The 21,505-nt window shown below is 72.0% G+C and carries 17 protein-coding genes; 8 read left to right on the top strand and 9 right to left on the bottom strand.

Annotation, left to right across the window (positions count from 1 at the left end; translation table 11 throughout):
• Positions 1 to 33: 33 nt before the first annotated feature.
• Together IFT51_RS05710 and IFT51_RS05715 are read right to left on the bottom strand one after the other, a co-directional pair.
• Positions 34 to 2,433 carry a phosphoketolase gene (locus IFT51_RS05710; protein WP_192060059.1) on the bottom strand — a complete coding sequence of 800 codons (2,400 nt, stop codon included), beginning with the start codon at positions 2,431 to 2,433 and terminating at the stop codon, positions 34 to 36.
• Positions 2,430 to 4,250 carry a glycoside hydrolase family 15 protein gene (locus IFT51_RS05715; protein ID WP_371740711.1) on the bottom strand — a complete coding sequence of 607 codons (1,821 nt, stop codon included), beginning with the start codon at positions 4,248 to 4,250 and terminating at the stop codon, positions 2,430 to 2,432. Before IFT51_RS05715 ends, IFT51_RS05710 begins: the two co-directional genes overlap by 4 nt.
• 238 nt (positions 4,251 to 4,488) lie before the next feature.
• On the opposite strand from IFT51_RS05715, the gene IFT51_RS05720 reads away from it, so the two are divergent.
• A complete protein-coding gene (locus IFT51_RS05720; protein WP_244636933.1) occupies positions 4,489 to 5,364 on the top strand; it encodes an SMP-30/gluconolactonase/LRE family protein in 876 nt (291 codons plus the stop codon).
• A 150-nt stretch (positions 5,365 to 5,514) separates the two neighbouring features.
• On the opposite strand, the gene IFT51_RS05725 is transcribed toward IFT51_RS05720, so the two are convergent.
• The gene (locus tag IFT51_RS05725) at positions 5,515 to 6,693 is read right to left on the bottom strand and encodes an NAD(P)/FAD-dependent oxidoreductase (protein WP_192060063.1); all 1,179 of its coding nucleotides are present in this window, start codon (positions 6,691 to 6,693) and stop codon (positions 5,515 to 5,517) included.
• 86 nt (positions 6,694 to 6,779) lie between these two features.
• Complete coding sequence (locus IFT51_RS05730) at positions 6,780 to 7,319, bottom strand: Dps family protein (protein WP_192060065.1); 540 nt, start codon at positions 7,317 to 7,319, stop codon at positions 6,780 to 6,782.
• 299 nt (positions 7,320 to 7,618) lie between these two features.
• On the opposite strand from IFT51_RS05730, the gene IFT51_RS05735 reads away from it, so the two are divergent.
• Positions 7,619 to 7,960: a hypothetical protein gene (locus tag IFT51_RS05735; RefSeq protein WP_192060067.1), complete on the top strand. Its 342-nt coding sequence runs from the start codon at positions 7,619 to 7,621 to the stop codon at positions 7,958 to 7,960.
• Positions 7,961 to 7,994: 34 nt separating this feature from the next.
• Positions 7,995 to 8,738 carry a triacylglycerol lipase gene (locus tag IFT51_RS05740; protein WP_192060069.1) on the top strand — a complete coding sequence of 248 codons (744 nt, stop codon included), beginning with the start codon at positions 7,995 to 7,997 and terminating at the stop codon, positions 8,736 to 8,738.
• Here IFT51_RS05740 and IFT51_RS05745 read toward each other — a convergent pair.
• A complete protein-coding gene (locus IFT51_RS05745) occupies positions 8,728 to 9,828 on the bottom strand; it encodes an aromatic acid exporter family protein (RefSeq protein WP_371740704.1) in 1,101 nt (366 codons plus the stop codon). The two genes, IFT51_RS05740 and IFT51_RS05745, sit on opposite strands and share 11 nt — an antisense overlap.
• A gap of 100 nt (positions 9,829 to 9,928) precedes the next feature.
• Here IFT51_RS05745 and IFT51_RS05750 point away from each other — a divergent pair, with 100 nt between their 5' ends.
• The 3 genes from IFT51_RS05750 (at position 9,929) to IFT51_RS05760 (ending at position 14,100) form a co-directional block, all read left to right on the top strand.
• A complete protein-coding gene (locus tag IFT51_RS05750) occupies positions 9,929 to 11,146 on the top strand; it encodes an aminoglycoside phosphotransferase family protein (protein WP_192060071.1) in 1,218 nt (405 codons plus the stop codon).
• Positions 11,147 to 11,452: 306 nt separating this feature from the next.
• Entirely contained in the window at positions 11,453 to 13,585 is a 2,133-nt protein-coding gene (locus IFT51_RS05755; protein ID WP_192060073.1) for a DEAD/DEAH box helicase, read from the top strand.
• Between the two features lie 119 nt (positions 13,586 to 13,704).
• The gene (locus tag IFT51_RS05760) at positions 13,705 to 14,100 is read left to right on the top strand and encodes a VOC family protein (RefSeq protein ID WP_192060075.1); all 396 of its coding nucleotides are present in this window, start codon (positions 13,705 to 13,707) and stop codon (positions 14,098 to 14,100) included.
• Positions 14,101 to 14,221: 121 nt separating this feature from the next.
• Here IFT51_RS05760 and IFT51_RS05765 read toward each other — a convergent pair whose 3' ends face one another.
• Positions 14,222 to 14,494 carry a mycoredoxin gene (locus IFT51_RS05765; RefSeq protein WP_055794805.1) on the bottom strand — a complete coding sequence of 91 codons (273 nt, stop codon included), beginning with the start codon at positions 14,492 to 14,494 and terminating at the stop codon, positions 14,222 to 14,224.
• Positions 14,495 to 14,577: 83 nt separating this feature from the next.
• On the opposite strand from IFT51_RS05765, the gene IFT51_RS05770 reads away from it, so the two are divergent.
• A complete protein-coding gene (locus tag IFT51_RS05770; protein ID WP_192060077.1) occupies positions 14,578 to 16,335 on the top strand; it encodes a pyruvate dehydrogenase in 1,758 nt (585 codons plus the stop codon).
• Positions 16,336 to 16,751: 416 nt separating this feature from the next.
• On the opposite strand, the gene IFT51_RS05775 is transcribed toward IFT51_RS05770, so the two are convergent.
• Entirely contained in the window at positions 16,752 to 18,107 is a 1,356-nt protein-coding gene (locus IFT51_RS05775; protein WP_192060080.1) for a phosphotransferase, read from the bottom strand.
• Between the two features lie 139 nt (positions 18,108 to 18,246).
• Between IFT51_RS05775 and IFT51_RS05780 the strand changes: the two genes are divergently transcribed.
• Positions 18,247 to 18,885 (top strand): CYTH domain-containing protein, encoded by a 639-nt coding sequence (locus IFT51_RS05780; protein WP_192060082.1) that lies wholly within the window; start codon positions 18,247 to 18,249, stop codon positions 18,883 to 18,885.
• Between the two features lie 79 nt (positions 18,886 to 18,964).
• Here IFT51_RS05780 and IFT51_RS05785 read toward each other — a convergent pair whose 3' ends face one another.
• Both IFT51_RS05785 and IFT51_RS05790 read right to left on the bottom strand, forming a co-directional pair.
• Positions 18,965 to 21,073 (bottom strand): S9 family peptidase, encoded by a 2,109-nt coding sequence (locus IFT51_RS05785; RefSeq protein ID WP_192060084.1) that lies wholly within the window; start codon positions 21,071 to 21,073, stop codon positions 18,965 to 18,967.
• A 32-nt stretch (positions 21,074 to 21,105) separates the two neighbouring features.
• Entirely contained in the window at positions 21,106 to 21,456 is a 351-nt protein-coding gene (locus IFT51_RS05790; protein ID WP_192060087.1) for a hypothetical protein, read from the bottom strand.
• Between the last annotated feature and the right edge of the window lie 49 nt (positions 21,457 to 21,505).

A 21,505-nucleotide genomic window follows, 5' to 3' on the forward strand; every position in this document is an offset into this window, starting at 1 on the left:
CCGTACGCCCGGCGCGGCGGCTTGTCTCACGCCTCAGGCGCCGAACTGCCAACCGGTCACGTCGGGGTGGTCCTCGCCGTGCTCGTACGCGTACGCCCGGGCGGCCTCGCGGCGCGACTCGAAGTCGGCCACCAGCTCGGGGTGCTCGTCGGCCAGCCCCGGCACGCGGTGCAGCACGTCGAGCACCAGTCGGTACCGGTCGATGTCGTTGAGCATGGCCATGTCGAAGGGCGTGGTCGTGGTGCCCTTCTCCTGGAAACCCCGCACGTGCAGCTCGTCGTGGTTCGTGCGCCGGTAGGTCAGCTGGTGCACGAGCGACGGGTAGCCGTGGAAGTCGAAGACGACCGGCTTCGAGGTCGTGAAGAGCGCGTCGAAGTCGTCGCTCGTCAACCCGTGCGAGTGCTCGCGGACGTCCTGCAGACGCATGAGGTCGACGACGTTGACCACGCGGGTGCGCAGCGACGGCAGCACCTGACGCAGCAGATCGGCGGCGGCGACGGTCTCGAGGGTCGGCACGTCGCCGGCGCAGGCCAGCACGACGTCGGGGTCGACGCCGTGGACGGGGGTGCCCTCGGTGCCGGCCCACTCCCAGATGCCGACGCCGCGGCGCACGTGCTCCTCCGCCTCGGCGAGCGACAGCCACGCGGGTGACTCCTGCTTGCCCGCCACGATGACGTTGACGGTGTCCGTGGTGCGGAAGGCGTGGTCGGCGACGGCCAGCAGGGTGTTCGCGTCGGGTGCCAGGTAGATGCGCACGAGGTGCGCCTGCTTGTTGACCACCACGTCGAGGAACCCCGGGTCCTGGTGCGAGAACCCGTTGTGATCCTGCCGCCAGACGTGCGACGACAGCAGGTAGGTGAACGACGAGATGGGGGCGCGCCAGTCGATCTCGTCGGCGCTCTCGAGCCACTTGGCGTGCTGGTTGAACATCGAGTCGACGATGTGCACGAACGCCTCGTAGGTGTTCAGCAGCCCGTGCCGCCCGGTCAGCAGATAGCCCTCCATGAGCCCCTGCAGGAGGTGCTCGCTCAGCACCTCCATCACCCGCCCGCTGCGGGCGACGTGCTCGTCGTCGGGCCAGACGTCGGCCGACCAGACCCGGTCGGTCACGTCGAACACCGGGTCGAGTCGGTTCGACACGGTCTCGTCGGGCCCGAACAGCCGGAACGTCGAGGGGTTGTCGCGCACGATCTCGGCCAGCCACCGGCCGAGCACGCGCGTGGCCTCGGCCTGCGTCCGGCGGTCGTCCGACGTCTCGACGGCGTGCCGGCGGTAGTCGGTCAGGGTGAGATCGCGACGCACCAGCCCGCCGTTCGAGACCGGGATCGCGCTCATCCGCTTCTCGCCCTCGGGCCGGAGATCGCCGAGCCAGGCGACGGGGCGCCCGTCGTCGTCGAAGAGCTCGTCCGGTCGGTACGAGCGCATCCACGCGTCGAGCTGCTCACGGTGCTCGTCGTTCTCGCGGACCCCGCTCAGCGGCACCTGGTGGGCGCGCCAGGTGCCCTCGATGCGCTCTCCGTCGACCATCGCCGGCCCCGTCCAGCCCTTCGGGGTCTTGAGCACGATCATCGGCCAGCGGGGGCGCTCGCCGCCGTCGCCGGTGCGCGCCTCCTGCTGCAGCTCGTCGATGCGGGCGAAGGCCCGGTCGAGGGCCGCCGCCATCCGTTCGTGCACCCGCATCGGGTCCTCGCCGTCGAAGCCGCCCGCGACGACGATCGGGTCGTGACCGTACCCGCGCATGAGCTCGAGCAGCTCGCTCTCGGGGATGCGCGAGAGCACCGTCGGGTTGGCGATCTTGTAGCCGTTGAGGTTCAGGATCGGCAGCACGGCGCCGTCGTGGCGGGCGTCGAGCAGCTTGTTCGCATGCCAGCTGGTGGCCAGCGGCCCCGTCTCGGCCTCGCCGTCGCCGATCACGCAGACGGCCACGAGATCGGGGTCGTCGAGCACGGCGCCGTACGCGTGACTCAGCGAGTAGCCGAGCTCGCCGCCCTCGTTGATCGAACCAGGCGTCTCGGGAGCCGCGTGCGACGGGATGCCGCCCGGGAACGAGAACTGCTTGAAGAGCCGCTGCAGCCCCCGCGCGTCGGGCGTGATCTCGGGGAACAGCTCGGAGTACGTGCCCTCGAGGTACGTGTTCGCCACCATGGCCGGCCCGCCGTGCCCCGGGCCGCAGACGTAGAGCAGATCGCGGTCGTCCCGGCGGATGACGCGGTTCAGGTGCGCGTAGACGAAGCTCAGCGCCGGAGACGTGCCCCAGTGACCGAGGAGGCGCGGCTTGATGTCGTCGCGCGCGATCGGCCGCGTGAGCAGCGCGTTCTCCATCAGGTAGATCTGCCCCACGGTGAGGTAGTTGGCGGCCCGCCACCACGCGTCGACGAGAGCGAGGTCGTCTTCGGCGGCTGTCGGGACGGGGGCGGATGCGGGGCTGCTCATGGGGCCTCCTTCTGGTCGTCGGTCGCGTCGGTGCTCAGCTCGTGGATGGTGATGGCGGCGTTGACCAGCGCGAGGTGGCTGAGCCCCTGCGGCATGTTGCCGAGGAACTGGCCGTCGTCGGCGCTGATCATCTCGGTCATGAGACCGAGGTCGTTGGTCTGGTCGACGAGCTCGTCCATCAGGGCCACCGCCTCCTCCTGTCGGCCGACGCAGGCGAGGGCGCTCGCCATCCAGAAGGCGCAGGCCACGAAGGTGCCCTCCTCCTGGTGGACGTCGCTGTAGCGGAACACCAGCGGCCCCGCCCCGAGCTCGCGACGGATGGCGTCGATGGTGCTCGACATGCGCTCGCCGCGGTCGAAGCCGCTGGGGGCGTGCAGCAGCACCGAGGCGTCGAGCTTGTCGCTGCCCGGGTACATCACGTACGCCCCGAGCTCCTCCGACCAGCCGTGCTCGTCGATCCACTCGACGATGAGGTCGCGGTTCTTCTTCCAGTGCTCGAGGTCGTCCGGGTCGGGGTGCATCTGACCGATCTCGGTCAGCCGCAGCGCCGAGTCGATCGCCTGCCAGCAGCCCATCTTGCTGCTCACGTAGTGCTGCTCGTCGGGGAGCTCCCACATGCCGGAGTCCTTCTCCTGCCAGCGACGGCAGGCGTCGTCTGCGAAGCTGGCGAGGAGGTCGCCGGTCGAGACGTCGAGGATGTTCCCGTCGTCGGCGTACTGGCTCATGATCGACAGGATGTCGGCGAAGGTGCCGAGCTGCAGCTGCTCACCGGCCGGGTTGCCCTTGTAGACCGGTCCGATGCCGCGCCAGCCCTCGGATCCGGTCTCGTGCGTGCCGTCGGGCACGGTGCCGTCGAGGTTGAGGAAGATGTGCATCGTGCGGCCGTTGGCCTTGAGAGCCGAGAGCATCCACGACACGGCCGCCTGGGTCTCCTCGCGAAGGCCGAATCGGACGAGGGCGTTCACCGTGTAGGCGAGATCGCGCACCCATGCGAACCGGTAGTCCCAGTTCTTGTCGCCGGTGAAGTTCTCGGGCAGCGCGGCGGTCGCCGCCGCAGCGATCGCGCCGGAGGGGCTGTAGATGAGGAGCTTCAGGGCGAGGGCGCTGCGCTGGACCTGCTCGGCCCAGGGGCCGTCCCAGTTGAACTCGTCGGACCAGGTCTGCCAGTTGCCGATGGTGCGGTCGATCCCCTGGTCGACGACGTGCGGATCGGGCAGGTGCAGGGGTTCGTCCTCGACGCCGCAGAGGCACAGGAGCGAGCGCGACCCCGGCTCCGTCGTGAACTCGCCCCAGAAGCGGTGCGGGCCCCCGTGCGTCTCGCCGTCGCCCGGCTGGGTCGAGTCGATGCGACCGTGGCCGAAGCCGACCAGGGCGATGTTGATGTCGGCCGCTCGGAGGACGGGCCCGTGCAGCGTGTCGAACCGTCGGATCGGATGCGTGCCGAACGTGTTGCCGGGCACGACGGCCCAGCGCATGTCGACCGAGCCCTCGACCCCGTCGATCCGTCGGGCGAGCTCGGCCCAGGGGAGTCGACCCGCGATGCCGGTGACCAGGGCGTCGGTCACCTCGACGACGCCCGTGGAGGTGCGGAAGCGGGTCACGAGGACGTTGGTGTTCGCGACGTACCGGCGCTGCACCGAGAAGTCGTCGTCGACCGGCCGCAGCTCGATGCGACCGCCCTTCCCGGCGTCGACGATGCCCGAGAACACGGGGTCGGAGTTCAGCTCGGGCATCGGGAGCCAGTCGATCTGCCCGTCTCGGGCCACGAGGGCGACTGTCCGGCCGTCGCCGATCGCCCCGTACGACCGCAGGGCGATGTAGCCGTCTTCTCGGGGCTCGGGTCGGTGCCACTCGCCGGCGGCGCGCGCGGCTCCGGGGTCGGTGGTGGCGGCGGTGTCGTCGGGTCTGTCCAGGAGATCGGTCACGTCGTCTACGGTGGCCCGGCGCGCCTCCTCGTGCTCGACCTCGCAGCCATCTGTGAGCCGGGGGGTGATCGGGCGGCCCTGTGGGGGACAGAAGGCGCCGCGGTCGGCGGTCGCCTGATAGACCGGAGGGATGGCCCTCCCCACCGGAACGACGACCGAGCCCCGCCTCCTCCTCGACGCGAAGGCGGTGCTCGTCGAGAGCCCCGTCTGGGACGCCGACGCCGCGGAGTGGATCTGGTGCGACATCACGCCCGGCGTGCTGCACCGCACGAGCGCCGACGGGACGCGCGACCGCACGACGCAGCTGCCCGCGCCCCTCGCGAGCTTCCAGCGTCGCCGGGGCGGCGGACTGATCATGGCGCTCGGCGACCGGATCGTCACGACCGACGACGAGGGCGGAGACCTGCACGAGATCGCGCACCTGCCGCACCGGCACGACGGCATCCGCTTCAACGAGGGCAAGTGCGACCCGTTCGGCGCCTTCGTCGTCGGTGCGATGGACGTCACCGACGAGGCGCCCGACGGCCTGATGTACCGGATCGGCCCCGACGAGGCCGTGACGCGCCTCCGCGGCGGCTTCACGACCTTCAACGGGCTCGAATGGAACGACGACGGCCGCACCATGTGGTTCACCGACACCGGCGTCAAGACCATCTTCCAGGCTCAGTGGGGCCCCGAGGGCGACCTGGCCGAGGTCGTGCCGTTCACGAGCGGCGGCATGCACGACGGTCTCGTGCGTGACGAGCGGGGCGAGTTCTGGGGCGCGATCTACGGCGAGGGCGTCGTCGTCCACCTCGACCAGGACGGCGATCTCATCGACCGCATCGAGTTCCCGGCGCCGCAGCTGACCGGCATCGCCATCGGCGGTCCCGACATGTCGACGCTCCTCGTCGGCTCGGCCCGCGAGAACATGAGCGACGACGAGCTCGCCCGTGCTCCGCTGAGCGGCGGTCTCTTCACCGTCGAGCTCGACCGCCGCGGTCGCGAGAGCTTCCTGTTCGGCTGAGCTGACGGCTCGCCCGGCCGAGCGGACGGCCCACCGGCCGAAGGGGACGAGCCGTCAGGCCGAGCGGACGGCCCGTCAGGAGGCGGACGGCCCGTCAGGAGGCGGACGGCCCGTGTCGACCGGGCCGCCCGCCTGCCGGGTGCGCGACCGTCAGATGCGGCCGGCCAGCTCGACGTCGCCGGGCGTGCACTCGCGCACGACCTCGCGGGCGGCGTCCCGAGCGCCCTCGACGTTCCAGAGCAGCACGCCCTCGACGCCGTCCTCACCGAGGTAGTAGGCCACGGCGCGACCCTCGCCCTTGTCGTCGAGCACCGTCTCGAGTGAGGCGTCGAGGGTGCCGACGGCCTCATACGAGATGTCGAACACCTTCGAGTAGTAGTACGGCGTGTGGTCGTAGACCTCGTCCGAACCGGCCATGATGCGGCCGACCGCGGCGCCCTGCGACTTCGCGTTGTCGACGTGCTCCACACGGCGCCGACCGAGGATCGCGTCGGGGTAGTCCGCGACGTCGCCGGCTGCGAACACGTTCGGGTCCGAGGTCCGGAGCCCCTCGTCGACCACGACGCCGTCGTCGGTGTCGAGACCGGCCTCGGCCGCCAGCGAGTCGTCGGGCGAGATGCCCAGTCCGACCACCACGGCGTCCGCGTCGAGGGTCGACCCGTCGTCGAGCACGAGGTGCACCCCGGCGTCGTCGGCCGTGCCGCTCTCGACGCGACGACCGCGGGCCAGGTCGACCCGCGCCTCCTCGAACGCCTTCTCGAAGGTCGCCGCGATCGGAGCCGGGAAGATCGACCCGCCGAGCACGTCGTCGGGGAACACGAGGGTGACCCGCGTGTCGTTCCGCGCGAGGGCGGCGGCGATCTCGGTGCCGATGTAGCTGCCGCCGACCACGGCGACGTGGCGTCCGTCGCCCGAGAGCTCGCGCAGCCTCCGGTAGTCGGCCGCGGTGCGGAAGTACACGACGCGGTCGTCGTCGGGCAGGTCGAGCGCGGTCGGACTGCCGCCGGTGGCCAGCAGCAGACGGCCGTAGCCGACCGTGTCGCCGTCGCTCGTCGTGACGGTGCGGGCCTCGCGGTCGATCGACTCGACCATGGTGCCCAGGCGCAGCTCGGCGCCCGACGCCTCGACGGTGCCGAGGTCGTTGTCGGCGGGGGTGTAGTCGGGGTCGATCCAGAGCTTCTTCGACAGCGCGGGTCGGGTGTAGGGGGCGTCGACGTCGGCGCTGACGATCAGGATCGTCGCCTCGGGGGTGGTCTCGTGGATGGCCTTCGCGGCGGCGTCTGCGGTCATGCCGCCGCCGACGATGACGTGGTCGTAGCTCGTGCTCATGGTGTCGATCCTCTGGACGAGAGACGGCACCGCCCGGGAGGCGCGGGTAGCGCGGTCCAGGACGGTGCCGTCAGGGGGTGGTCGGGTCAGTTGGCGATGGCGCCGACGCGGTCGAGACCCTCGGCCGCGGCCGACTCGTCACGATCGCGGGTCTTGGGCGAGCGGGCGTCCTTCTCGGGGTGACGGTTCTCGGCGCCGGTCATCCACGCGAGCTGCTCGAGGCGCTCGAGGATGCCGTGCAGCACGTCGGCCGTCGTCGGGTCCTCGTCGTCGACGTCGTCGTGCACGGTGCGCATCGTCTCGGTGACGGCGTACATGCGGTCGACGATCAGGTCGACGACGGCGGTGGTCTCGACGGGCCCGGCGGGGAACTCCTCGAGGCTGGTGTTCTTCGTGACGATGGCCGAGCGGCCGTCGGGGATGAGGTAAACGGCGCGCATGCGCTCGGCGACCTCGTCGGAGAACTCGCGGGCTGCGTCGACGATCTCGTCGAGCTGCAGGTGGAGGTCGCGGAAGTTCGAGCCGAGGAGGTTCCAGTGGGCCTGCTTGCCCTGGAGGTGCAGCTCGATGAGGTCCACGAGGACCTTCTGCATGTTGTCGCGGAGTGTGTCGGATCCCTGGAACATGATGTCTCCCGTTCGTCGTGGGTTCGTTTCGGAGTCTGTGCACCGGCGGGTGCGTCGCACCGGTGGGTGCGTCGTGGACGATAGACCCCCGGGGCCGGGTCCTCTCAGATTGCGGGGGACGAGCCCGGGGGTGATGGGCGGCGTGCTCCCAGTTCTGGGGGGAGGGGCGTCGAGGGAACCGGTTCCCTGCTGCGTGCGCGGGTGATAGTTTCTCGATAGCGGACGAGTCGATACCCGTCGGCATCGGACGACATCGATGGGCCCGCGGAGTCGGGTCGGTCAGGCCTTGAGGGGGGCGCATGGTTGCGAGGACGACGGTCACGGCCGCGGAGTCGACGGAGATCGTCCGACTGCGGCGCGAGATCGAGAGCGCCTGGGGCGCCTTCGACGACATCGAGCTGATGGAGTGGGACCACCGCGTGCTGGTCGTGCGGAGCATCGTCGGGTCGCTGCCCGACGCCGCGAGCGCTGCCGCCCGGGCCGGGCACGGCGACTTCGCGCTGCAGCTGCTGCACGACGCCGCGCTCTTCCCGCCGCCGTGGGCGAGCATCTGCAGCAAATGGGACGCCGCCCTGGCCATGTCGGTCGAGATCGTCGAAAGCCTCGCCTGCTCCGAGAGCGAACTGCTCGGCCAGCTCTGAGGCACGGACCCACCGCCGCGCCTAGCCTGAGGTCATGACGAACGCCCCCTCCCGCGAACGGCCGGGGCGACGCCGGGTCGGTCTCCGCCGGTTCGTCCGGTGCCTCGTGCTCGACTACGCCTTCGTCTGGCGGGTCCATCTCGACCCGCCGTCGAAGCGATCCGTCCCCCGGGCCTACCGCGAGGGCGATCGCGCCCCCGTGCTGCTGCTGCCGGGCGTCTACGAGACGTGGCGGTTCCTCCGGCCGATCGCCGATCGGCTGAACGCCCTGGGGCATCCGGTGGTGGTCGTGCCGGGGATGCGCCACAACCGGCGCCCGATCGCGACGACCGCCGAGGCGGCCCAGGCGGTGCTCGATGCGCACGACCTCCGCGACGTCATCGTGCTCGGACACAGCAAGGGCGGTCTCATCGGCAAGACCATGATGGTCTCGACCGACGTCGACCGGCGCATCGCCCGCATGGTGACGGTCAACAGCCCGTTCTCGGGCACGCGGTGGTCGACGGTGCTGCCGAACCCGGCGCTGCGGGCGTTCTCGCCGCGCGACGCGGCCCTCCTCCGCCTGGCCGACCAGGTCGACGCGAACGCGCGGATCACCTCGATGGCGTCGCGGTTCGACGCGCACGTCACCGAGGGCAGCGTGCTGCCCGGTGCGACCAATCTCGAGTTCCCGGTCGACGGGCACTTCCGTCCGCTCGGGAACGCGCGCTGCCAGGCGCTCCTCATCCGAGCTGTGCAGGGCGGGCCCGGAGGAGGCGCGGGGCCGGTCAGCCGATGATCTCCTCGCGCACACGGCGGAGGTCCTCGAGCAGCGACCCGACCAGCACCCAGTTGTCGGGGTCGGGGCGGAGCACCTGCACCGGCGAGGTCAGCGCCGGGGTGTCGTCGGGCGACGGCGTCGACGAGGCGGGCCGGCCCGTGTCGGCCGGGCGCGCCTCCTCGGTGGTCCGGGCCAGGAGGCGGACGTCGTGCGCCGCACGACGGAGGTCCTCGGCGATGCTCTGCACCACGGGGTCGTCCGCCAGCCCCGGGTCGTAGTTGTCGTGCACCGAGCGGACCATGCCGACCACGCGGTTCACCAGCACGGTCAGGCGGTCGAGCAGCGCCCCGTCGGCCTCGAGCACCGAGCGGTTGCGGCTGGCCCGGGGGTTCAGCTGCAGACTCTCGACACCGGCCGTGACCGCCGAGGAGGCGCGGGCCTGGGCTGCGCGCAGCGCACGGGCGTCGTCGAGTCCCGCCCGCAGCCGCGCCGCGTCGACCGGCTCGGAGAGCACGGCGGCGGTCTCGTCGAGCACCGACGCGATGTCGCGGGCGAGACGGCCCACCGCGAGATGCGCGGGCGCGAGCAGCACCGGCGGCACGATCAGGGCGTTCACCGCGAGGGCGATCGCCGCGCCGATGATCGTCTCGAGCACCCGGTCGAGCGCGTAGTCGGGGGTCTGCGCGCCGATGGCGAGCACGAGCATGGCCGAGATCGGCACCTGGTTCGCCGAGCTCGGCGTGAGCCGGAACGCCCACGCGACCAGCAGGCTGACGACGACGATCACGAGCACGATCCAGGTCGCGTCGCCGAAGACGAGACCGGCGGCGAAGGCGATCAGCACCCCCGCGATGACGCCCACGCTCCGTTCGAGACCGCGGACGAACGACTGGTTGACGCTCGGCAGCACCACGAGCAGCGCGGCGATGGCGGCGAAGATCGGCAGCGGCTGCTGCAGCAGGGCCACCGAGGCGAACCAGGCGGCGATGACCGCCGCCGAGGTCTTGACGACCTGCAGCAGGGGCGTCCGCTTCGACTGGCGGATGCGCGACGCCACTCCCATGCGCGGCAACCCCCTCGGCAGGGGTCTCACGCGACGGGACGGCACGGGCCCAGACTACCGATCGCCGTGAGCGGTCCATCACGATTCGGTCACCCCGCGGCCCTGCGCGCACGGTGCCCGTCGCGCGGGCTGGTTCACTGACGGGGTGTGGCCCAACTCGGCTGAGATCCTCCCTGCAGCGTTCGCGAACTCCGGTGTGACCGTCGTCTCGTTCCGACCGCACTCCGTCGAGCCCTCCGGCGCCGGGTTCCTCTACGGCTACGAGGTCGACACCGTCGACGCCCTCGGTGCGACGGCCACCGTGCTGACCTTCATCGACACCGACGCACGCGCCGCCGACGGCTCGTCGGTGATCGCCACCGACCCCGGCACCGGGCGGCCCCTCGCCGTCTGGGCCTACCCGGCCGACCCGATGCTGCCCGCGCTCGCCGGCGTCACGTTCCCCGACCGCGTGGTCGAGTCGCTCGCCGCCCTCGACATCGTCGTGACGTCGCCGACGCTGACGGTCGCGGCCTACCGACCGGGCAAGCGCGCCGTCATCCGGCTCGACTCCGCCGAGACGACGCTGTTCCTCAAGGTGATCCGCCCCGATCGCGTGGCCCCGATCGTCGACCTGCACACGGCGTTCCGCAGCAGCGGCGTCCCGGTGCCGGCCGTGCTCGCGTCACGCGCCGACGGGCTGCTCGTGCTCGAGCGGGTGCCCGGCGAGCCGGCGGGGCGGCACGTGCTCGCCCTCGCCGACGACCCGCGCTTCGTCGACCAGCTCGTCGAGATCGGGCGCCTGACGGCGACCGTGCCGGTGGTGGCGCCCGCGCAGTCCGACGCGCTCGACCACGGCGGGTGGCACCGCGCCACGCTGCTCGGGCAGCTGCCGCGGCGGGCGGCCGAGATCGACGCGGTCTACGCCGAGATCGACCGGCGCCGCGCCAGCTGGGTCGGCGACCCGCTGACCGTCATCCACGGCGACCTCCATCTCGAGCAGCTCTTCGTCGACCCGGCCGAGCCGTGGCGCGTCACCGGCGTGCTCGACATCGACACGGCGGGGGTGGGTCACCCGGCCCGCGACGCGGCGGCCCTCGTCGCGCATCTCGTCGTCACCGGCCAGTGGCACCGCGGCAACGGCGACGAACCCGAGGCGCGCGCCTGCGAGCGCCTGGCCGACGAGGTCGCCCGTGTCTGGAGCGACCGCGTGCCGCAGTGGGCCGAGCGCCTGGCGCCGGCCGTCGCCTCGCAGCTGCTCGCCCACGCCGGCGGACAGGCGACCCTCGGAACCGAGACCGGTCGCCGCAAGGCCGTGCAGCTGATCGCCGCCGCCGTCGGCGCTCTGCGGCTGCCGGTCGGCCAGTCGGACGCCGGCGATTGACCGTCGCGACACACGAGGAGGCGCGGGTGGCGTCGGTCGCCCGCGTGCGCGTAAACTGACCGCAGCATCACCGCCCGCGTCGTCGACCGACCCGGCCCGCCACGAGGCCCCGCCCTCGTCCGGTCCGCTCGTGCCCGTCGGTCCCGTCGGGGCGTGGTGACCCGTCTCTCTACGGACACCACAGCTGCATCCACGTCCAGCCCCACCGCGGGCACGGTCGCGCGCATCGGGCGCCGACCTGCTCGCACCGTCGTCGCCACGACGACACAGCACCGTCGACGCCCGCGTCGACCACGAGGAGGAGCCTTGGCTCGACCAGGCCAACGTCAATCGGGCGGAACACGCACCGCCACCCGTTCGAACCGTCGCCGCGAGGTCGACAACGACGGGCTGATCCCCGTCCTGGCCCGCGCCGTGCGCGAGGTCGAGGCCGCGGCCCAGCGGGGCCAGGTGAAGCCCTCGTCGCGCACCAAGTTCCAGGTCGTCGCGCTGCTCATGCGAGAGGAGCGCGCGCGTGTCAAGGTCGACAAGGCGATCAGCGACTCCGAGCGCGCCGAGCAGATGAAGCGCCTCGACGGCGTCGCGCAGATCCTCGCCAAGACCGCGGCCCGCGACACGTCGCTGATCGCGCTCCTCGCCGAGGAGGCCGTCGTCTCCGAGGCCGCGAAGGCGCTGAAGCGCGACCTGCAGATGTCGGCCGGTCTCGAGCTCGCGCCCGAAGAGCTCGTCATCGTCACCGAGAAGGCCCCGGCCCCCGTCGCCTCCGAGCGTCAGGTCGTTCCGCAGTCGGTCATCTCGCGTCAGCTGGCCAACCCGTTCCTGCCGCCCGACTTCTCGCTGGCCGAGGTGGCCCGCGAGGCGCACCCCGTGCGACTCGCCAACTGGGAGCTCTTCGGCCCCCTCTTCAAGTCGTTCGAGTACGGCGCCGGCGGCGGGCCCGCCTGCATGCCGCTGCCCGACCCCACCACCGTCGACGCCCCGGCCGGCGCCACGCTGATGCAGCACCAGGCGCAGCTCGTCGAGTCGGCCCGACAGGGTCACCGCACCTACCTGCTCGCCGACGAGCCGGGTCTCGGCAAGACCGCCCAGGCCCTCCTCGCCGCCCAGGCGGCGGACGCCTATCCGCTGCTGGTCGTCGTCCCCAACGTCGTGAAGACGAACTGGGCCCGTGAGGTCCAGCTGTGGACCCCGACGCGCAGCGCCACCGTCATCCACGGCGACGGCGAGAACCTCGACGCGTTCGCCGACGTCGTCATCGTCAACTACGAGGTGCTCGACCGCCACGTCGGCTGGCTCGGCGAGCTCGGCTTCAAGGGCATGATCGTCGACGAGGCCCACTTCATCAAGAACAAGGAGTCGCAGCGGTCCCGCCACGTGATGCAGCTGTCGCAGCGCATCCGTCAGCGCACGGCCCACCCGCTGCTGATGGCCCTCACCGGCACGCCGCTGATCAACGACATCGAAGACTTCAGAGCCATCTGGGAGTTCCTCGGCTGGATCGGCGAGAAGAAGCCGAACGCCGAGCTGCTCGAACGCCTCGAAGACGCCGGTCTCACCCCGGCCGACCCCGGCTTCTTCTCGTCGGCCCGCGAGATCGTCATCGACATGGGCATCGTCCGCCGCCGCAAGGTCGACGTCGCCGCCGACATCCCGGCCCGCCGCGTCGCCGACCTGCCCGTCGAGCTCGACGACGAGGTCGGCCGCTCGATCCGCGAGGCGGAGCGCGAGCTGGCCCGCCGCCTCGTCGAGCGGTACCGGTCCGCCCTGTCGACCCGCACCTCCGGCGTCCGCGTCGACGGCGTCGACCACGACCTCGTCCGCCAGGTCGCCCGATGGGAGCTCGAAGACAGCCGCTCGTCGTCGTCGGGCGAGAACGTCTTCAGCATGGTGCGCCGCATCGGGCAGGCGAAGGCCGGGCTCGCCGCCGACTACACCGCGCAGCTGGCACGGAACGTCGGCAAGGTCGTCTTCTTCGCCAAGCACATCGACGTCATGGACACCGCCGAGGCGACCTTCGCCAAGCGCGGGATCAAGTACGCGTCGATCCGCGGCGACCAGACGCCGGCGGTGCGCCAGCGCCAGATCGACGCCTTCGTGAACGACCCCGAGGTCGCCGTCGTGGTCTGCTCGCTGACCGCGGCCGGCGTCGGGCTCAACCTGCAGGTCGCCTCGAACGTCGTGCTCGCCGAGCTGTCGTGGACGGACGCCGAGCAGACGCAGGCCATCGACCGCGTGCACCGCATCGGCCAAGAGGAGCCGGTCACCGCGTGGCGCGTCATCGCCGCCCAGACGATCGACACCAAGATCGCGGAGCTGATCGACAGCAAGGCGGGGCTCGCCGCCCGGGCACTCGACGGCGACGACAGCGAGCTCGCGGCGTCGACCGACGTGCAGCTCGACGCCCTGATCGCGCTGCTGACCGAGGCCCTCGGCGGCTGACGCGCGGCGCGACCGGCAGCGAGCCGGCCGCTGTCCCCTGCGCGCAGTGCGGGGGTCGCCTCCCAGAGAGCGCGGGTTCAGTGGATCCTGAACCCGCACTCGACCCCTAGGAGCACACCATGCCCGAGATCCAGGGCTACGCCCACGTCGCCATCACCGTGTCCGACCTCGACGCGAGCCTGCCGTTCTACGAGAAGCTGCTCGGCGCCGAGCCCGTCGGCCGCATCCAGCTCGACGGCCTCGACCGCCACCTGTTCCCGGTGGGCAACGGGCAGATCCTCGGCGTGACCGCCTACACGCACGGGTCTGCCGACGTGTCGAACCCGACCACCCCCGGGCTCGACCACATCGGTCTCGCCGTCGCCGACCGCGACGGCGTCGTCGCCTGGCAGGAGCAGGCCACGGCGGCCGGCATCGAGTCCGACCTGCAGGACGCCGACTTCGGTCACGCCCTCATGGTGAAGGACCCGGACGGCAACCAGATCGAGTTCTTCGCCCCGCGCGCGCAGAGCTGATCCGCAGGGCCCGCACCGCGCCTCCTCGGCTCCGGTCGGGTCCGCCCGCCGAACGACGGACGGCTGCCACGCATCGATGCGAGGCAGCCGTCGGTTCGTCGGGATGGCGAAGGAGGCGCGGTTACAGTCCGAGCTTCGCCTGCACGTCGGCGAGCGACGGGTTCGTGGCCGTCGAGCCGTCGGGGTAGATGATCGTCGGCACGGTCTGGTTGCCGTCGTTGACGCTCTGGACGATCTCGGCGGTGCCGGGGACCTCCTCGATGTTCACCTCGGTGTAGGCGATGCCCTGCTTGCCGAGCTGCTGCTTGAGGCGGGCGCAGTAGCCGCACCACGAGGTGCTGAACATCGTGATCGATCCGGCGGCGGGGACGTAGGCGGTGGCGGTGTCACTCATGACCCGAGCCTAAGCCTGGTCGGCGGTGAGCGGCGGGGGAGTTGGCTGGGAGCCGCATCAGGCACACCACGAGGAGGAACCCCATGGCCGACACGGTCGCCGATCAGATCATCGCCCAGCTCGTCTCCGCCGGGGTCCGGCGCATCTACGGCATCGTCGGTGACAGCCTCAACCCGATCGTCGACGCCGTCCGGCGGACCGGGGGGTCGGCGAAGGGCGGCATCGACTGGGTGCACGTCCGCAACGAGGAGGCCGCCGCGTTCATGGCCTCCGGCGACGCGCAGATGAGCGGCGAGCTGGCCGTCTGCGCGGGGTCGTGCGGCCCCGGCAACCTGCACCTGATCAACGGCCTCTACGACGCCCATCGCAGTCGGGCGAAGGTCCTGGCGATCGCGAGTCACATCCCGAGCACGATGATCGGCTCGGGGTACTTCCAGGAGACCCACCCCGACCGGCTCTTCGTCGAGTGCTCGGGCTACAGCGAGATGATCTCGACGGCGCCGCAGTCGCCCGGCGTCGTCGCGTCGGCGATCCGCCACACCCTGGCGGGCGAGGGAGTCAGCGTCATCACGCTGCCCGGCGACATCGCCGAGCTGGACGCCGCCGGTCGCGTGCCCGCCCCCGTGACCGTCGGGGCCGCCGAGCTCGTCCCCGCCGCTGCGGACGTCGAGGCTCTGGCGGATGCCATCAACCGGGCGAAGACGGTGGCGCTGTTCGTCGGCGAGGGCGGTCGGGGCTCGCACGACGAGATCGTCGAGCTCGCCGACCTGATCGGCGCGCCGATCGGGCACAGTCTGCGCGGCAAGGACGTCATCCAGTACGACAACCCGTTCGACGTCGGCATGACCGGGCTGCTCGGCTACGGGGCGGCCCACGCGGGCATCCACGACGCCGACCTGCTCGTGCTGCTCGGCACGGACTTCCCGTACCCGCAGTTCCTGCCGGACGGCGAGAAGGTGACGATCGCGCAGGTCGACGTCAAGGCCGAGGTGATCGGTCGTCGGGCCGACGTGCACGTGCCCGTCCACGGGGCGATCGCGCCGACCCTCCGTGCGCTGATGCCCCTCGTCCGCCGCAAGAGGAACCGGAGGTTCCTCGAGAAGACCCTCAAGAAGCACGACCGGCTGATGTCGGGCGTCGTCGGCGCCTACACGAAGGACGTCGAGGGGATGCGGCCGATCCACCCCGAGTACGCGGCCTCGCTGCTCGACGAGGTCGCGGCCGACGACGCGATCTTCACCGCGGACACCGGCATGGGCAACGTCTGGGCCGCCCGGTACATCACTCCGACGCCCGAGCGACGCATCTTCGGCTCGTACCTGCACGGGTCGATGGCGAACGCGCTGCCGCATGCGCTCGGAGCGCAGATGGCGTTCCCGGAGCGGCAGGTGGTGTCGATCTCGGGCGACGGCGGGCTGTCGATGCTGATGGGCGAGCTGGTCACGGCGCAGATGTACCGGCTGCCGGTGAAGATCGTCGTGTTCAACAACAGCACGCTGGGGCTCGTCAAGCTCGAGATGCTCGTCGACGGGCTGCCCGACTTCGGCGTCGACGTGCCGTACACCGACTACGCGGCCGTCGCGAGGGCGATCGGCATCCACGCGGTGCACGTCGACGACCCGCGCGATCTCCGCACGGCGTTGGAGGCGGCGTTCGAGCACGACGGACCCGCCCTCGTCGACATCGCCACCGACCCGAAGGCGCTGTCTCTGCCGCCGACGATCAGCGGCTCTCAGGTCAAGGGGTTCTCGCTCGCCCTGTCGAAGATCGTCATGAACGGCGGCGCGGGGGAGGCCGTGGCGATGGCCCGGTCGAACCTGCGGAACATCCCCCGGCCGTAGGCGCCGCGCCGCGCCGCGCGCCGCGGAGCGTCGAGGTGACTCGAAACGACCCCTCCGGGGCGTCGAGGCGCCGTTTCGAGTCACCTCGTTTCGGGGGCGGTGGCCCGAGCGCATCGAGGTGGCTCGAACGGGCGCTCTGGCGAGCCCAGGCGCCGCGCCGCCCCGCGCCCCGCGTCCGCCCCCCATCGATGTGACTCGAAACGGCCCTTTCGGGACTCAAAGGCGCCTCTTCGCGTCACTTCGTTGCAGGGGCCGCGGCCCCCTGTGCATCGAGGTGACTCGAAGGGCCCCTTCGGGTGAGCCGAGGCGCCGCTTCGCGTCACTTCGTCGAGTGCGTCAGGAGGCGCGGTGCCGGTCCTCGAAGGCCGGCACCGCGCCTCCTCGGCTCGGCCCGGCAGGCCCGGCAGACGCGACCGTCAGCCGGCGGCGGGCGTGCTCCGCGCGGCCAGGCGGGCGACCGCGGTCAGCGGGATGCTGATCCAGTCGGGCCGGTTGCGGCTCTCGTAGATCGCCTCGTACACGGCCTTGTCGATCTCGAAGGCGTCGAGCAGTGCGCGGGCCGCGCGGATGTCGACACCCGACGATGCGATGTAGCCGTCGACGAAGGCCTTGCGGGCGTCGTGGGCCCACTCGCGGGCGTCGACCGGCGTCGACTCGTGGGCGAGCGACCCGGCGACGTAGTCGAACGAGCGCAGCATCCCGGCGATGTCGCGGATCGGCAGGTCGGGGCGCGAGCGCTCGGGCATGGGGCGCAGCGGCTCGCCCTCGAAGTCGATCAGCATCCAGCCGCGCTCGGGCGACAGCAGCGCCTGTCCGAGGTGCAGGTCGCCGTGGATGCGCTGCAGGTCCGGCCAGGCGAGATGACCGGCCGCGTCGTAGACGCGCGAGATGGCGGCTTCGTGCTCGGCGATCTCGGGCACCTCGCGGGCCGCCGTGGCGATGCGCCGGCGCATGCTGACGAGGGCGCCGTCGATCTCGTCGGGCCCCGCCGCGACGCTGCCGAGCTCGACGGCGAGGGTGGCGTGCATCTCGGCGACGGCCACGCCGAGGTCGTGCGCCTCGGCGGTGAAGTCGGTTCCGGCCGCCGCGGCCGCGAGGGCCACGCGCCAGGCGTCGTCGAGCCCGGGCAGGAACTCCTGCGAGAACGCGAGGTGCCCGGTGGCGGTCCCGCCGTCGCGGCCCGGGTCGGTCCAGGTGGCGCGCAGCGAGCCGAACGACGACGGCACGTGCGTCGAGCCGCCGCGGGTCAGCGACGCCTGGGTGGTGACGTCGGGGTTGTCACCGTGGTGCAGCACGCGGAAGACCTTGGCGATCACGTGCTCGACCGGCCCGCCCTCGACGTCGTAGATGATCGAGGTGTTCGACTGCTCGCCCGAGAGCACGCGCGAGCGCCGCACCGTGCCGGGGTCGACGATGCGGGTGCCCTCGACGGAGACGTCGGCGCCGTCGATGCGCGCCTCGTCCGTCATCGTGCGGAGCAGCTCGCGGGCGTAGGCGGGGTCGTGCGGCCCGTCGTAGAGGTAGCGGCCGTCGGCCGAGCCGATGAAGGCCGCGTCGCCGCCGGGAAGCGGGGCGTCGCGGCTCACCAGCGGCACCTGGTACAGCACGGGGGTGTCGCCGGCCTCGTCGATGATCAGCAGAGTCAGGGCGAGCGCGTCGCCGAGATCGGACTCGTACGACCCGATGACCCGCAACGCGGGCGTCCGCCCCTTCGTCGCGTACCAGCGCTGTCGCGCCATCCATCCGGCCAGACTCGGTGCCACGTCGCTCATGCGACGACCCTACGCCCGCCCGGCCGAGGAGGCGCGGCGCGAGCCCCGAGGAGGCGCGCGCGGCTCGACGCCGTCGCCGCGCCTCCCTCACGGGGCGGGCCGCTCGCCCCGCACCCGGCGACCGGCTACAACTGGAGGCATGAGCCGCACCGAGCAGACCGAGATCGAGCGCAAGTACGACGTCGACCAGACGGCCGTCGTCCCCGACCTGGGCGGGGTCGCCGGGGGAGGGCTCGTCGTCGGGCGCACCGAGCCGCGACCCGCCGTCGAGCTGGTGGCGACCTACTGGGACACCGACGACCACGCGCTCGTCGCCGCCCGGACGACCCTGAGGAGGCGAGAGGGCGGAGGCGACGAGGGCTGGCACCTCAAGCTGCCGCCGCAGGCCGGCACGACGGGCCGTCGTGAGGTGCACTGGCCGCTCGGATCCGCCGACGAGCCGGTGCCCGCTGACCTGCTGGCACTCGTCGCCGGCGTGCTCGACGGGCGCTCGGTGCGCCCCGTGCTCCGGCTGGCGACGAACCGCTCGGTGCTGATGCTGCTGGCAGACGACGACTCGGCCCTCGCCGAGGTCGCCGACGATGTGGTCACCGCGACGCGACTCGCGTCGGGCGCCGAGCGTCGCTGGCGCGAGTGGGAGGTCGAGCTCGCGCCGGGTGTCGACGGCGAGCCGGGCGAGGGTCTGCTCGACGCGGTCGAGCAGCGTGTCCTCGCCGCCGGGGCCGTCGTCTCGTCGTCGCGGTCGAAGCTGGCGAGGGGCCTCGGGGCCGAGGGCTGACCTGCCGACGGCCGCCCGCCCGGCCGACCCGCGCCTCCTCGGAGTCCGCGGGTCGGGCCGGCCCGCTCGGGTCGGCCGCCTAGGCGCGACCGAGCACGTCGAGGATCCACGCGATCTCGACGGCGCGCTCGCGCCACGACTCGTAGCGCCCGCTCACGCCACCGTGCCCGGCCGACATCTCGGTCTTCAGCAGCACGGGCGCGCCGACGTCGCGCAGCCGGGCGACCCACTTGGCGGGTTCGACGTAGAGCACGCGGGTGTCGTTGAGCGAGGTCACGGCGAGGATGCGCGGGTAGGCGACGCCCTCGCGCACGTTCTCGTAGGGGCTGTAGCCGCGCATGTACTCGTAGACCTCGGCGTCGTGCAGCGGGTCGCCCCATTCGTCCCACTCGATCACCGTGAGGGGCAGATCGGGGTCGAGGATGCTCGTGAGCGCGTCGACGAAGGGCACGGCGGCGACGATCCCCGCGAAGCGGTCGGGCGCGAGGTTGGCGACCGCGCCCATCAGCAGGCCGCCCGCGCTGCCGCCCTCAGCGACGAGCAGCTCGGGCGTGGTGCGGCCCTCGGCGATGAGGTGGTCGGCGACGTCCACGAAGTCGGTGAACGAGTTCTTCTTCGTCAGCGTCTTGCCCCCTTCGTACCAGGCGCGACCCAGCTCGCCGCCGCCGCGCACGTGCGCCACGGCGAAGACGACGCCACGGTCGAGCAGCGACAGACGGGCGACGCTGAAGCCGGGGTCGATGCTGTGCTCGTACGAGCCGTAGCCGTAGAGGTGGACGGGCGAGGGGCCCGAGGTCGGCACGGCGTCGCGGCGCCAGACCAGCGACACGGGCACGCGCGTGCCGTCGGCCGCGGTGGCCCATTCGCGCGACTGCTCGTAGTCGGCGGGGTCGTAGCCGCCGAGCACGTTCTGCCGCTTGAGCAGGCGACGCTCGCCGGTGCGCACGTCGAGGTCGTACACGGTCGACGGGGTGACGAACGAGGTGTAGCCGAATCGGACGGTGGGCTGGGCGAACTCGGGGTTGCCGCCGACGCCCGCGGCGAAGAGCGGCTCGTCGAACGCGACCTCGGTCACGTCGCCGTAGCCGTCGGCGTCGAGCGGGACGACCGCGAAGCGGGGCAGCGCGTCGCGACGGTACTCGACGACCAGGTGGCCGGCGAACGCGTCGACCGATTCGAGCCGGACGGAGGCGCGGTGCGGCATGATCACGCGGCGGTCGGTGGTCGAGGTGGGGTCGTCGGCCGGCACGTCGACCAGCTCGAAGTTCTCGGCGTCGTCGTTGTGGACGACGAGGAGGCGGTCGCTGCCCGCGACGATCGCGTGCTCGACCTCGTACTCGACGCCCTCGCGGCGCGGCCACACGACGCGGAACTCGCCCGTCGGGTCGCTCGAGTCGAGCAGCCAGGTCTCGCTGGTGATCTTGGAGCCGATGTCGATCACGAGGTACTGGCGGCTGCGGGTCAGGCCCACGCCGATCCAGTAGCGGTCGTCGGGCTCGGTGAAGACGGTGACGTCGTCGGCCGCCCGGCCGACCTCGTGACGCCAGATGGTGTCGGGGCGCCACGACTCGTCGACCGTGGGGTAGAAGACGTAGCGACCGGTGGCGTCGAAGAGGGCGCCCGGGGCGGTGTCGGGGATCTCGTCGTCCAGGTCGGAGCCGGACTCGAGGTCGCGGATCCGCAGGGTGTAGCGCTCGTCGCCCTCGGTGTCGACCGCGTAGGCCAGCAGTCGGCCGTCGGGGGAGACGTCGAAGCTGCCGAGCGAGAAGAAGTCGTGTCCGTCGGCCTCGACGTTGCCGTCGAGGAGGACCTGCTCGCCCTCGGCGGGGCGGTCGGCGCCGAAGACCGGGGGAGTCCAGTCGTCGGGGCCCGCGATGGGCGCCCGGCAGTGGATGCCGTACTGCGAGCCCTCGGCCGTCCGCGAGTAGTACCACCACGAGCCCTCACGGACGGGGACGCCGAGGTCCGTCTCTTGGACGCGGCTCCTGATCTCGTCGAACACGGTCTCGCGGAGACCCGCGAGATGCGCGGTCTCGGCGGTCGTGTGGGCGTTCTCGGCCTCGAGATGCGCGAGGACCTCCGGGTCCTCCTTCGCCCTCAGCCATTCGTAGTCGTCGACGAAGTCGTGGCCGTGGTGGCTGCGAGTGACGGGTCTCTTCGGAGCGCGGGGCGCGGGGACGGAAGCCATCCGCCAACCCTACTGAAGGCCGCGGTGGGCGCTCAGTGCGAAGCGGCGTCGATCCGGCCCATCAGCGACCACACGGCGCGCGACAGCTCGGGGTGCCAGAGCGCGACCGTCCGGAGGAACCTCAGCTCGTCGGTCGTGCCCAGCCCGCCCGCGACGGGCACCCCGTCGACGCCTCGCGCCGCGGCGCGGATCGAGATGACGACCTGCTCGTCGACGGTGGGCAGACCGGGGATGACGTCCCACGGGTCCTCGCCGTTGCGGCACCGGAGCTCGATCAGGGCCGCGAGCTCGTCGTGCGCCTCGGCCCGCAGCACCTCGAGGCTGCGACCGGCCCCACGGAACTCGGGCACGCCCCCTCGGGGCGCGTCGGGTGTCTCGGGCATGCGGACGAGCCTACGCGCGAGCGCCTCGACGGTCGCGGGGCCGCTAGCC

The sequence above is a fragment of the Frigoribacterium sp. CFBP 13712 genome (genome assembly GCF_014842255.1).
Taxonomy (GTDB): Bacteria; Actinomycetota; Actinomycetes; order Actinomycetales; family Microbacteriaceae; genus Frigoribacterium.